This is a genomic window from Aquibacillus saliphilus (genome assembly GCF_020404745.1).
GTDB classification, from domain to species: domain Bacteria; phylum Bacillota; class Bacilli; order Bacillales; family Amphibacillaceae; genus Aquibacillus; species Aquibacillus saliphilus.
Genome location: NZ_JAIZAP010000020.1, coordinates 1 through 12,527, shown reverse-complemented (window position 1 = coordinate 12,527; position 12,527 = coordinate 1). Strand labels below are relative to the sequence as shown.

Sequence of the window (12,527 nt, the reverse complement as noted above, 5' to 3'; positions counted from 1 at the left end):
TAATCCCCCTTACCTATAGGTAGAGGGGATTTCTGTATTTTATGATGCTTTTTGATGAGTTACTTTAGTTTGATTTTGTTGTTTTTGTTTAGATTTAGGATTAGGAATAACATGGAATAAAATATTTAAGATAATTGCAGTCAAACTTCCAGCAACAATTCCACTTTCTGTTAAAATTCGAATACTTTCTGGCAAATTAGCAAATATTTCAGGAACAACGGTAACACCTAGTCCCATCCCAACAGCACAGGCAACTATCAGCAAGTTCCCTTCTACTTCGAAGTTTACTTGACTTAGCATTTTTATACCATAGGCAACAACCATTCCAAACATAGCCACTGACGCACCACCTAGTACTGCCGTTGGAATTAATGTCGTAATTGCAGCAACCTTTGGTAAGAAACCTAAAACAATTAAAATTCCACCAGCAGCAAAAATAACATTCTTCGATTTCACTCCTGTTAATTGGATTAATCCGACGTTCTGTGAGTACGTCGTATATGGAAATGCGTTAAAGATCCCCCCTAAAACAATAGCAAGTCCTTCTGCTCGATACCCTTTTGATAAATCTTCTTCTGTGAGCTCACGATCGGTTATGTCGCCAAGTGCGAGATACACACCGGTTGATTCGATCAAGCTAACTATTGCTACTAAAATCATTGTTAAAATTGCTGAAATTTCAAAAGTTGGCACACCAAAATAAAAAGGCTTTATCGTATGGAACCAAGAAGCATTGCCAACCTCTGCAAAGTCTACCATTCCGATTAATGAAGCTATAATTGTTCCAGCAACTAAGCCAAGCAAGATAGAGATAGCACGTAGAAATCCACTTGCAAACTTATTAACTAATAAAATAAATGCAAGCACACCAAAAGCTAAAGTTAAATTATTTGCACTTCCAAAATCAGGACTACCTTGACCACCAGCCATATCATTGATTGCAACCGGAATAAGCGTTAAGCCTATAATTGTCACAACTGATCCAGTAACTACTGGCGGAAAATATCTTACTAATTTACTAAAATATTTAGAAATAAGGACAACAAAAATACCAGATACAATAATTGAGCCATAAATTGAAGAAATACCATGTTGACTTCCAATCGCAATCATAGGTCCGACTGCTGTAAATGTACATCCAAGCATGACAGGCAAGCCAATACCGAAAAACCTATTTTTCCAAACTTGTAAAAGTGTTGCCACTCCACAGGCAAGTAAATCAATTGATACTAAATAAGTTAGTTGCTCGAAGGTTAAATTGAGCGCCCCTCCAACAATTAATGGAACAATGATGGCACCTGCATACATTGCCAATACATGTTGTAATCCTATTGAAAAAGTTTTAATCGAAGTGTTATTCATCTGTTTATCCTCCTAGATGTCTAAAATTTATTTCTGGATGACTTCTTCAACAAATTGAACGTTTTTGTCTTGTAATGACAAAATACGTGCTAACGATTCTAATCGATAACCCTTAGCACGAATAGTATCTGCTCCTGGTTGAAAAGATTTTTCAATCAAAATACCAATTCCACTTACATTAGCGTTTGCTTTTTTTACAAGCTCAGCTAAACCAATTGCAGCTTGTCCATTTGCTAGAAAATCATCGATGATAAGTACATTATCTCCCTTGCCAATATATTTATTAGAGACAGTAATTTTGCTAGTCTCTTGCTTCGTATAAGAATAAACTTCAGCAGAAAATAAATCATTTGTTAAGGTTAATGATTGGCGTTTTCTTGCAAAAATCACTGGCACTTCTAGTTCCAGACCTGCCATAATTGCTGGCGCAATACCTGATGACTCAATAGTTAGTATCTTGGTAATGTTCTCTTCTCTAAAAATTCTAGCAAACTCTTTACCAATTTCTTTCATAAGAAATGGATCCATTTGATGATTAATAAATGAATCAACCTTTAGCACGTTTTCGTTTAACACAATTCCATCGTTTAGGATTTTGTCTTTTAATAATTCCATTCCTGAAGTCACTCCCAATTCTTATACTAGTTTTAAAAACATAAAAAAACAGCAACCTACATAGAGTAAGCTACTGTTTATGAGTATAAATAAAATACAGCCCCACAAATTAGAAGGACAATATATGATTTTACTCAAGCAATAAATGCTTACTCGTAGTCGGATCATTTTACGGTCGTCCGGTAGAGACTCAGCAGGCCTTATCCCTGCTATTATACGAGTATTATTTTTTTGGATACATTGAATTATAACGGATTTTAATTGATTTGCAAACAGTTTTTCGCAATTAATATCGAATGTTTTTATAAAAAAATATTATATCGTTCGCTTTTTTGATGCAAGTTTTACGATTTAGTAAGTGGGAATACTTTAACTACGGCATTTACTTAAAAAGGATAATTATGAAGGGTAAACCTATTATCATTCATTTAATCAATATCGTTATTGGAATTGCACAACTAATTTTAGGATTACGGATTGTTCTTAAATTATTTGGAGCAAATAAAAGCGCACCATTTGTCCAATGGATTTATGATACTAGTGCACCACTACTCTATCCTTTTGAAGGAATATTTCCAACAACTAATATTGATGGAACATTTCTGATTGAATTTCCCGCTTTATTTGCTGTTATTATTTATACCATAATTGGTTATGCATTAACTAGACTCGTGTTGATGGTATGGCAAAATAATAAATAAAAGAACAAATAGAACCAACTCCTAATGCTAAGAGCTGGTTCTTGCCCTTATTGATTTGGATATCCCGGCGGATAGTAATACGGTGGTACTTTTATCCAACCACGTTTTTTCATTAATGTTTTTAATGTTGTTCCAAATGTAACCCACTCAGAATAGAAATTAAGCCACAACAAACCCATATCATTGCGTAGAGAGTCACCTTGTCCTTTGGCACAAGCTTGCATACATACTACTAATTTAAACGCAATTCCATTAGAAATTTCATTATCCGTTAACTTTACACCAAGCGGCACTTCTTTAGAGTCTGAATTAGGTTTTGATGAAGTGACATCGGGCAATGAAATCCCTTCTTCTCTCATAAATTGACTTAACCGTTTAACTTGTGATTCACACACTTTAATTGCATCTGTTAACATTTCTTTTATTTCATCATCAGTTGATGTATTTAATCCTATTTCCTCATAACGAATAAATTCCTCCACCATCGTAACGTATTTCCAGCAGTCCCCTACTTCGATGATATGCAAAGGTGTTTTAGGTTCATCTGTATTGTCTATAGCTGTTTTCAATGTATTCCAAACAGCTTCAAATGGATTAGGCACGAAATTTTCACCTCCTACCTACTATCATTCCTTATGTATTTAAAATAATGTAATTGTAAAATAATTTACATATTATATTTCCTTAATATTGAGCAAATAATAACGGATACATATTACTTTGGTGGGATGATTCGTGAAGAAGGTAAAAAAGATAAACAAAAACTCCATTCCGTTCCTATTGTTAGCAGTAATACATCTTGGAATGGTCATCTATTTAGGTTTCAGGAGAAGAGACAAGTCCACGTGGTTACTACTATTAACTAATATAGGATTAGCCTATCTATTTGACTATATTGTCTTAAATTTATTTAAAGCTTACACTTACAAACCGTCCATTATTAAGAAACGTTACCTGGACAATATATTTGGAGCTATATTATCTCAAGGTATTTTTGTTCCAATTACTTCTACTTTATTAACCGTGTTAAATAAAAATTGGAGATGGAAAGTAGGATTCACCATTTATTTTCATCTAATTGAAAAACTTTTCATGAAAATAAAAATATATAAGGTTCACTGGTGGAAGCCAATATATACGATTATGTTAATGCCACTTTATTTTTTCATTAGTGATATATTATATAAGGCGCTAAGAGATAAACAACCTTGGTCATTAAAAGTATCACACTATTTATCAATCGAGGTAGTAGGAATTAATGTAATGTATATTTCTGCTTTAATTCGGAGAATTCGTTTTGGTAGGGGCAAACATCACTCTTGGAGAGAACATTTTATTATTGCACCTTTATATAGTTTTCTACAGTCTTATATAGCATTAACTACATCATATAAGCAGGGTCTTGTTCAAAGAATGAAGTGTTTAGCGATATTTGTCGTTATTGACCAATCGTTAGTATATTTAGGAGTCTTAAAAATGAACTTTAAACAATCATTGCGTTCTTTACCTATCCATATCTTGATGATATTTGTTTCACGTTTTTTTTACCGTCTAATTTATGAACGCAAATAATCTAAAAGTCAGGATTGCTGCTTTTGCCAAATAAAAAAATCTGCAATTTGGCTGCAGATCTTAATGTGAGGCGCTTCTCGTAAGTGTTGTTGCTTTTAAATCTTCGTAGTTGATAAAAAATGCGACGTAACTGCTATTGTAGATTTTCTTTTATATTCTTTAGAAGATGAGTGCTATGTCAGCGCTGCGGGAAAAGCAACTGCTGAAAATCCCGCAGGACAAGGAAAGCTTCAATGATTTTACAGCGCACGCAGAAAAAACGTTTTCCTTTTTCAAGGAAGCAGTTTTCTTCCGAGGAAGTTGAAGCGTTGCTCGCTGAAAGCGACTGCCCGGAGCGGCAATCAACTCTGTTGTTACGTCGGAGTTTATAGTTTCTTTGTCAAAAACAATAATTATTTACAACGGGACGACTAACCGCAAGTCCCACTCTTTTAGAAAACAGCCTAATGTTAACGAGTTCTTTACAATTGAAATCAAAAAATTTCTTCTTTTATATCAAAAAATTCTACTTGATATACGCCGGCAGAAATTTCAGGAATCAATTCTGAGATGTATTCCTGTATTTCTTTAGTCTGTCTATCGGTATCACCTAGACTAAAATAAACAAATCCATTTTGATCATGTAGTACTGTTATCATTATTTCGCCATTTTCTATATAAGTACCAACTAGCTTACAAGTACTCCCTTTTCGTAGTAGTTCAAGTGCCATAGGTATCACCCTCCTGACCTTAACTATACGCTTCTCAAAATCGATGTCTGTGAAGTTCGTCACAATACGTAAAATTAACCTAGGTTTACCTACATAAACTCAAAATAGTAACGAATGATATGAAAAAAAATCGGTGATGTATATGTTAGGCTGTCTATCCTGTTTAGGTAACTACCTTTAAGTGTTTCAAATTTCTTGTTATCACTTATCAATAAGTCTCGTTTCAAAACGGAGATGGTCAGGCTGCCTAAAAATCCCGAAGCACCAATGATTATACCTGACAGAATTCCAAACTTGAGATCAAATGGAGTTAGGTATGGATATAAAAAATATGAAATTAATGTTGTTACAAGCATTGCTCCTATGAAACCTTCCCATGTTATATAAGGATTAGCCGATGGAACAACCCTCCTTTTCCCGATATATAGTGAGATAAGATAATGAATAACATCATTTAACTGAGTTAAAACAATTAAAAATAGCACTAAGTTTGAACCAAACTCTGGTGACGCAAATTGATAATAAGCTAAATGACTAAGTCCAAATACCATTAGCATCAATCCCCACTGGGTAATACTAACAGATCGTAAAAATCCTGAAGTACCTTTTCGAATAATCCTTGGCAATGGTAAAAACAAAAATACATAAACAGGAATAAATACAATGAACATACCGTACCAGCCAATGTAAATCCAGTAAAATTGAAACGGTATCACTAGATAACACCAAAGCATCAGCCGCCTGTCAGACTTCCTAGTTTTTATCATTGAGAAGTATTCTTTAAGTGCAAAGAAACAAAGAACCATGATTGAAAGCAGTGAAACGACAGGATTAAAAAGCGTCGCAAAAAAGAAAACAACAAACATTCCCCACCATGTTTTTACTCGGAGCAGAATACCTGAAAAATCTTTTTTTGGGTCTTGCTTCTTTACCACATACATTATAATCGTTGCCAACAACAATCCTATGAAAATGATAGCTAACGTCCAAAGCGTTTCAATCATAAGTTTCACCCATTCTTTTGTTAAAACTGCATTCATTTTACTAAAAATACGATATAATTAAAAGATAAATTAATTAGAATATTTTAAAAATGGGGAATATAGAATGACTGCCAATCATTACGTTTATATTATGTTGTCTGACACAGGTACCCTATTTACTAATGCTATTAAAAAATATACAAAAGCACCGTATAATCACGCATCTTTGTCGTTTGATCCTGAGCTCACTGAAATGTACAGCTTCGGGCGTAAGAACCCAAAGAACCCTCTATATGGTGGCTTTGTCAAAGAGGATATTTTCACAGGAACCTACAATAGGTATAAAGAGACGACTTGTGTTATCTACAAGCTTCAAGTTACAGAACGTGAAATTGTAAAAATGAAACGTGTCCTTGATGTATTTATTAAAAATGATGATAAATTTTTATACAATTTGCTTGGAGTCATTGGTGTCTCGATAAAAGAGCCAGTTGAGTTCAGTAATTCTTATTTTTGTTCTCAATTTGTTGCAGAGGTTCTCAGTCGATCAGGGATTAAACTATGGGATAAGCTCCCTGCCCTTGTTACACCTGAAGATTTTCGTAATAACGATTCTCTTCAACTAATCTATCAGGGTAAACTCTTTGAATTCGGACCAGTTAAACAACATCTTTAATTAATAAAAAGACAGCAGCTATATCTATACTCGATCATCTAATATTCACTAAACTAGATGGTTATTCTATCAAAATTATTCATATCCTGTTTAATCCTCGTTTTTATTGAGAAGAATGAGAACGAGGTGATAGCAATGAAAATTTTTATAGTTTTAAGTAGTATTGTTGTTCCAATAGTAATGGTTATACTACAACGAAGATGGCTCAAGTTTCGAATGGTCTTTAATTTTGCAGCACTCCTATCTACTCTTATCTTCGGAAATATTGCATCTATCGCTATTCACAAAATTATCAGAGATCAGACAGTGTTCATGACCAATATTCATGGTTTATTTCTAGAACCTTTTTTCTTAATCACAGGAGCATACTTAGGGTTATATCTGATTTATATAATTATGTTGCGGAATTTAAAAGAGTATCAACATAATTAGCTTATATGCTAATACCAAAAACGATAAAAGTGTCAGATTAAGTGGACCAATAAATTTCATTATCTTTTATTCCAATTTGTTTTAATCCGGCCTTTTCTAGTACTCGAATCGAAGGAAGGTTACTTCTTGAACAACTGGCTGTAATTTTCTTTACATTATCCTGCTTTAAACCCCAGTCCACCATTGCAATCGTCATTTCTGTCGCGTATCCATGCCCTTGGTATCTTGGCACAACACTATATCCCAGATCCATTTCTCCTTTCTCATCTGGTCCACCTTTAAAGCCAATATCAGCCATAATAGTATTATCTCTCTTATGGATGATAACACCTTCCCATTTATTTTCTTCGGGATACTGAGCAAAACGTTCAATTTTATATGGAAGTAATTGTTTATAAACCTTCATTGGATATTCGTCAGCAACTTGATAGTTTGTTATTTTACTTAACTGATTCTTGCCAATTAAAATAGCCTTCATCATATCAACTGTAAAAGTAACTAGAGTTAATCTATCAGTGTTTAAATACGGCAATTTTTCCACCTCTTTTAAGCTCATTATTTTTCAATAACAATTAATAAAATTCCTCGATGAGTAACCAATTTTACAATTAAAATGAGCTAGCTAGTTGATTATTCTAATTGTATTTTAAAACGATGGAATTCCAGTTCGATAAATAACAAAACACAGTGCATTTACGTTACTATCACTGTGTTTTATGTCTTTGCAGTTATTAAAAATGCAGATTCTGAACTCTTATCTTTGTTTACTTAGAACTAGTCAAGAATGACTTAGGTGTAGCTGATTCGAACCGATGTAATTTTCCAGTAGTAGGATGAGAAAAAGCTAATACTTTAGCATGCAATCCAAGTCTTCCTATAATATTAATCTTCGATCCATACTTTTTATCCCCCACGATTGGATGACCTAGGTCCTCCATATGAACACGGATTTGATTTTTCCTTCCTGTATCAAGATGAACCTCTACTAACGAAAAATTGTTGTTTGATTGAATTACTTTATAGTTTGTAATTGCCTTTTGTCCATCATTTGGAGTTGGACTAGAATACATTCTTAATGTTTTGGTTTCTTTTAACCAAGAAGTTATCGTACCTTCTGGCTTCTTTAATACACCTTCAATAAGTGCTACATAAGCGCGTTCCTTGACGATATCCTTCCAAGAGTTTTGCAATTTTAACTTCACTTTTTCACTTTTGGCAAACATCATTACTCCAGAAGTATCACGATCGAGTCTATGTACAATGAAAATTCTATTCTTCTTATCAATCTTCTGCACGTATGTCATCAGTTGTTTGTATGCTGTCATTGATTTTTCTTTAGCAGAAGCAACGGAAAGCAGTCCCGCATCTTTTTCAATTACAATAATATCAGCATCTTCATGGATAATTTCCATATTTTCGAAGGTCGATGCTTTTGCAACCTTATTTTTTTCGATTGTAACAGTAAACCCTGGCTGTAACATAAAATTGTGTTTCGTAACAACCTTATCTTCTACTAAAACTTGTCCACGTGTGAGGATAGATTTAACAGAATTACGCCCTCGATTTGACATTGTTTCTAATAAGAAAGGCAGTAATTCACTTTCCTCATTGACTTTGTATGTTTCAAATCTATCACTTATTTGTTTGGCTCTTTTATTCACGATCAACTGTCTCCCATTCTTTTGGATAGTACCTATTCCTTAAAAACATTTCAAACAGGATATTAATCCTCATCCTTTACATCTATATCTTCTGGAATTGGTTCATTCCGCAGTTCTTCTACTAGTTGCTTATACTTTTCCACTTGTTCTAAGTGTGTGTTAAATTGTTCTTTGTTAATCAAGAAATGTTCACCATCATGAATCGTACGAATCTTTACCTGATTTATTAACTGATTGACCTGTTTTTCCGTCATATCCAGGTGATCTGCTGTTTCTTTTATAGATAAATACATGATTTCAAAAATCCACCTTTCCGCTAAGATTATCACTAGCATTTTATGTATATGGTGTGAAAATGCTTCATGTTTTTATAGATAGTTCGGGATAATTTTTAACACAATATATCAAGTATATGACATCTAACAATAACACGCCACAAAACATTCTAAAACAAAACCAGATTATAGTTTTACTTTTTGGTTAGCGAAGAGTTACTATCTAAGAGAGCAAGTTCACATTAGTAGGGATAATAGCTATATTAGGGGGGAAATGATGAAAAGATATATCTTACTTTATCTGATCTTTATTTTCGTTATCAGTGGGTGTACGTCTGACGACGAATCGACACAACAACAGGAAATCTTAAACAATCAACTTAAGCAACTTCAGGAATCATATACATCCATTGAACAAAAAAATAAACTGTTGAACGAGGAAATCAAGAAATTAAAAAGTGTTAATAGCGACCTTTCAGATGAATTGATTAAATTAAAGAAAATTGAACTAGAGCGTATTAGTACACTTAAAGAAGAAACTGGCTTAGTTAACATTAAGGATATAGATGATTCTATAGTTGTTGAATTAAGATATGCTACAGAAAATAACTTTGTAGATAAGCAGGTTTACAAAGTTGAAATGCCTCTTTTGCAAAAAGATACTGCATTAAAACTTAAAAAAGCAAATGATCTAGTTAAAAAAAGTGGGTATCGGATTAAACTCTGGGATGGGTATCGACCATTCGACGTTCAAAAAATATTTTGGGAATTAACTCCAGATAAAGAATATTTAGCAGACCCTAGCCAAGGTTCCAATCATAACCGAGGTACAGCAGTTGATATTACTTTAGTCGATGAAGCTTTGAATGAAGTAGAAATGCCAACTGGATTTGACGAATTCTCTAACAAAGCATGGAGAAGTTACCAAAACAACTCTCAAGAAGCACAAAAAAATATGGAATTATTAACTGATGCGATGGTTAAAAGTGGGTTTACAACCATTAATATAGAATGGTGGCACTTTAATGATAAAAGTGCCAAAAGTTATCCAGTATTAAACATTCCATTAACAGATTTCAAATCAAAAATAAACGTTAATTACTAGCATCCTGATTAAAGTGTGAATAATTAGGTCAATAAAAAAGTAGAAGGACACCTTCGTATATGTTTTTTACTAACTAAAAAAGCTTTCATCAAAATCATGATTTTTGAGAAATTAATTCTTCTATTATATAATGTTCGCATATCAAATTTATAAATGAAAAGGGAGAGTATATCTACTTTGGCAAAAATTAATGGATTTATCACAAGCTGGATGAGTCACCGTAAAGTAATAATAGAGATAATAGATACATTAGAGGATGAACACCTTAATTTCAAACCGTGGGAGGACGCTATGTCGCTATCCGAACTTGTTCTCCATACCACAGGTGCAACGAGTATGTTCACGACAATTGTTAAAGAAGATTCATCTACATCTGAATCCTCACCAAAAAAAGCTGATTCAATTGAAGAGTTGAAGTCAATTGTTGAGTCTCAAACAGAAAAAACAAAAACTGATTTGGAATCCATTTCTGATGAACAATTGGATCAGCTCGTTGAGTTTGCCGGCATGAAGCTACCTGGTATCGCCTTGCTAGAGAATGGAAAAGATCATGAAATACATCATAAAGGTCAACTGTTCACATACGCGCGTTTAATTGGAATAGAAACATTACCTTTCTTTGTTAACCATTCTTAAACTCTGACCGAGAAACTATCATAACAGGAATAAAAGGAGCTCACCTCATACACTTAATATGAGATAGGCTCCTTTATTCACCTAAATGACTGAGGAGAACAACTAAATGGAAACTATAAGTGATACAGTTATTAATACAATCATTGGCGATTTAAAAGAGGAATATGAAGGCAATACATTTGATTTGATTAAAGAACTCGAAAATGGATTGCAAAACAATGTCCATCACAAGGATGGCGCTAATCATATGCGTCTCAATTTTGTTTTAAGTCAAATTATCGAGGAATGTCCGGAGTTATATGCACAGCATTGGAGTTCTCTTACAACTACATTAGATTATTATAAACGTGTAATACAGTCTTAATAAACCCACCTTTATCTATCAACCATTTTCGAATAAATGAATAACTGAATAGGCACATGTTCGTGTTTTACGTGATTTCTACTAATATAAGCTCTACAACTGTTTTCAAGTATTTCGTACAAATAATTGAAATTCAGATTATTAGCTAATATTAAACCTAGTTTAGTATTAAACGCACACTTATTATTGGCTTCTTTTAGTCTTATTAAAGATTGTTTAGCATTATATTTTGACTTAAACAAAAGCTGGTTAAAAAGATTCGTATGTCTTTTATTAACTAGTTTCTGTAATGGACTAACATAAAAGTTTATTTCAATCTTGTCTACTTTTGACATTAGTAACTGTAGCTTTAAATCAAGCTCAATTTTATCAATCAAATCTTTGTTATAGTCACTGGCAACCTCTGTAAGTTCCTCTAGTAATTCATATATTAGCTTCACTTACGTCCACCCTCGATTTTTACCTTAGTATTGAAATAGTATAATAATAAATTACAATTTTTACGAACAGTCAACAATTGTCCATTAACCGATTGATTTATTCACGATAATAATTTACCTTATTTTTCATTGCGGAAATAACTGTTCGTTTATACCTTATCCCCAAAAAGATGACTTTCAATTGTTGAGCTAAACTTAAACGATTGAAGTGTGGTTCCTTGCTTATGAAAGATTTAATAATTGACCAGCTTTGGACAATAGAGTTTTCGTCTGAATAAAACTTATTGTTTAAATGATTAACCAACGCTTTTGCAGTTAACCCTTTACGCCGATCCACAATACAAGGTACGTACTTTTTATCCGCATGTGTTCGAAGATATTCAAATCGACTGAGACCACTTAAAACCGTATAATGACCATCTTTATTTTTTCTCACAACCATAAGATGCATACAATCTAACATTACTATGTGAAACTTTTTTATGTGATCCGTCATTTTTGATGATTGGTCAGACTTTATTTTACTGATTGGAATATATTCGACAGCAAATTTCATATAAACCCTCCCCCTCTTTTAAATGAAGTATATATCTATTTATATGTTTAACTTAGGCTTATCGTACATTTTTTTAGCGATAACTAATTAAAGCGCAGGATAACACCTTGATTCCCAAGCACTTTCGTTGGTGCTAGATATCAGTGCGCAAAATATATACATTCTTACCAATAAATCGAGTAGGAGGATAATCATTAGTTGATTATCCGACCTCTCACACCACCGTGCGTACGGTTCCGTACACGGCGGTTCAATAGTTTAAGTGTGCTTTCTCGAGTAGTTGGTTAAGGTCTTTCAAACCAACTTTCTCGCGAATTTCATTCTTGATAGCTCTGTGTAGGATATGGCTACAAGCTATGTGCCAGTATCCCTTTCGTGTGTTAGCCCATTCCCAAGCTTTCTGTTTGGGAATTTTTAATTTGATAAGACTTCTGTACCG

At 33.4% G+C, this 12,527-nt stretch carries 17 protein-coding genes, 1 pseudogene and 1 riboswitch; of the genes and pseudogenes, 7 read left to right on the top strand and 11 right to left on the bottom strand.

Annotated features, from left to right (window positions below; genetic code table 11):
- Positions 1–39: 39 nt before the first annotated feature.
- Positions 40–1,362, bottom strand: coding sequence for a nucleobase:cation symporter-2 family protein (locus tag LD272_RS17530; RefSeq protein WP_226037904.1), 1,323 nt, complete (start codon positions 1,360–1,362; stop codon positions 40–42).
- A 27-nt stretch (positions 1,363–1,389) separates the two neighbouring features.
- Positions 1,390–1,977, bottom strand: coding sequence for a xanthine phosphoribosyltransferase (locus LD272_RS17525; RefSeq protein WP_226037903.1), 588 nt, complete (start codon positions 1,975–1,977; stop codon positions 1,390–1,392).
- A 136-nt stretch (positions 1,978–2,113) separates the two neighbouring features.
- A riboswitch (purine riboswitch) is annotated at positions 2,114–2,217 on the bottom strand.
- A 161-nt stretch (positions 2,218–2,378) separates the two neighbouring features.
- On the opposite strand from LD272_RS17525, the gene LD272_RS17520 reads away from it, so the two are divergent.
- Positions 2,379–2,678, top strand: coding sequence for a YggT family protein (locus LD272_RS17520; protein WP_226037902.1), 300 nt, complete (start codon positions 2,379–2,381; stop codon positions 2,676–2,678).
- A gap of 47 nt (positions 2,679–2,725) precedes the next feature.
- Here the strand turns inward: LD272_RS17520 and LD272_RS17515 are convergent, their stop codons facing one another.
- Positions 2,726–3,280, bottom strand: a complete 555-nt coding sequence (locus LD272_RS17515) for a DUF3231 family protein (protein ID WP_226037901.1) — start codon at positions 3,278–3,280, stop codon at positions 2,726–2,728.
- Positions 3,281–3,413: 133 nt separating this feature from the next.
- Between LD272_RS17515 and LD272_RS17510 the strand changes: the two genes are divergently transcribed.
- Positions 3,414–4,250, top strand: coding sequence for a hypothetical protein (locus LD272_RS17510; protein ID WP_226037900.1), 837 nt, complete (start codon positions 3,414–3,416; stop codon positions 4,248–4,250).
- A gap of 473 nt (positions 4,251–4,723) precedes the next feature.
- Here the strand turns inward: LD272_RS17510 and LD272_RS17505 are convergent, their stop codons facing one another.
- Positions 4,724–4,960, bottom strand: a complete 237-nt coding sequence (locus LD272_RS17505) for a hypothetical protein (protein WP_226037899.1) — start codon at positions 4,958–4,960, stop codon at positions 4,724–4,726.
- A gap of 89 nt (positions 4,961–5,049) precedes the next feature.
- Positions 5,050–5,964 (bottom strand): phosphatidate cytidylyltransferase, encoded by a 915-nt coding sequence (locus LD272_RS17500; protein ID WP_226037898.1) that lies wholly within the window; start codon positions 5,962–5,964, stop codon positions 5,050–5,052.
- A gap of 103 nt (positions 5,965–6,067) precedes the next feature.
- Between LD272_RS17500 and LD272_RS17495 the strand changes: the two genes are divergently transcribed.
- Together LD272_RS17495 and LD272_RS17490 are read left to right on the top strand one after the other, a co-directional pair.
- Positions 6,068–6,619, top strand: coding sequence for a hypothetical protein (locus LD272_RS17495; RefSeq protein ID WP_226037897.1), 552 nt, complete (start codon positions 6,068–6,070; stop codon positions 6,617–6,619).
- A 135-nt stretch (positions 6,620–6,754) separates the two neighbouring features.
- Positions 6,755–7,051: a transposase gene (locus LD272_RS17490; RefSeq protein WP_226037896.1), complete on the top strand. Its 297-nt coding sequence runs from the start codon at positions 6,755–6,757 to the stop codon at positions 7,049–7,051.
- Between the two features lie 37 nt (positions 7,052–7,088).
- Here LD272_RS17490 and LD272_RS17485 read toward each other — a convergent pair whose 3' ends face one another.
- The 3 genes from LD272_RS17485 to LD272_RS17475 form a co-directional block, all read right to left on the bottom strand.
- Entirely contained in the window at positions 7,089–7,592 is a 504-nt protein-coding gene (locus LD272_RS17485) for a GNAT family N-acetyltransferase (RefSeq protein ID WP_226037895.1), read from the bottom strand.
- Positions 7,593–7,815: 223 nt separating this feature from the next.
- Positions 7,816–8,712: an RluA family pseudouridine synthase gene (locus LD272_RS17480; protein ID WP_226037894.1), complete on the bottom strand. Its 897-nt coding sequence runs from the start codon at positions 8,710–8,712 to the stop codon at positions 7,816–7,818.
- 62 nt (positions 8,713–8,774) lie between these two features.
- Positions 8,775–9,005 carry an excisionase family DNA-binding protein gene (locus tag LD272_RS17475; protein ID WP_226037893.1) on the bottom strand — a complete coding sequence of 77 codons (231 nt, stop codon included), beginning with the start codon at positions 9,003–9,005 and terminating at the stop codon, positions 8,775–8,777.
- Positions 9,006–9,264: 259 nt separating this feature from the next.
- Here LD272_RS17475 and ddpX point away from each other — a divergent pair, with 259 nt between their 5' ends.
- From ddpX to LD272_RS17460, 3 genes are all read left to right on the top strand, one after another.
- Complete coding sequence (gene ddpX, locus LD272_RS17470; RefSeq protein WP_226037892.1) at positions 9,265–10,092, top strand: D-alanyl-D-alanine dipeptidase; 828 nt, start codon at positions 9,265–9,267, stop codon at positions 10,090–10,092.
- A gap of 177 nt (positions 10,093–10,269) precedes the next feature.
- The gene (locus tag LD272_RS17465) at positions 10,270–10,728 is read left to right on the top strand and encodes a DinB family protein (protein ID WP_226037891.1); all 459 of its coding nucleotides are present in this window, start codon (positions 10,270–10,272) and stop codon (positions 10,726–10,728) included.
- A 106-nt stretch (positions 10,729–10,834) separates the two neighbouring features.
- Positions 10,835–11,092, top strand: coding sequence for a hypothetical protein (locus LD272_RS17460; RefSeq protein ID WP_226037890.1), 258 nt, complete (start codon positions 10,835–10,837; stop codon positions 11,090–11,092).
- An 11-nt stretch (positions 11,093–11,103) separates the two neighbouring features.
- Here LD272_RS17460 and LD272_RS17455 read toward each other — a convergent pair whose 3' ends face one another.
- From LD272_RS17455 to LD272_RS17445, 3 genes and pseudogenes are all read right to left on the bottom strand, one after another.
- Entirely contained in the window at positions 11,104–11,532 is a 429-nt protein-coding gene (locus LD272_RS17455) for a hypothetical protein (RefSeq protein WP_226037889.1), read from the bottom strand.
- 97 nt (positions 11,533–11,629) lie between these two features.
- Complete coding sequence (locus LD272_RS17450; RefSeq protein ID WP_226037888.1) at positions 11,630–12,088, bottom strand: hypothetical protein; 459 nt, start codon at positions 12,086–12,088, stop codon at positions 11,630–11,632.
- 250 nt (positions 12,089–12,338) lie between these two features.
- A pseudogene (locus LD272_RS17445) lies at positions 12,339–12,527 on the bottom strand (group II intron reverse transcriptase/maturase); the annotation flags it as partial.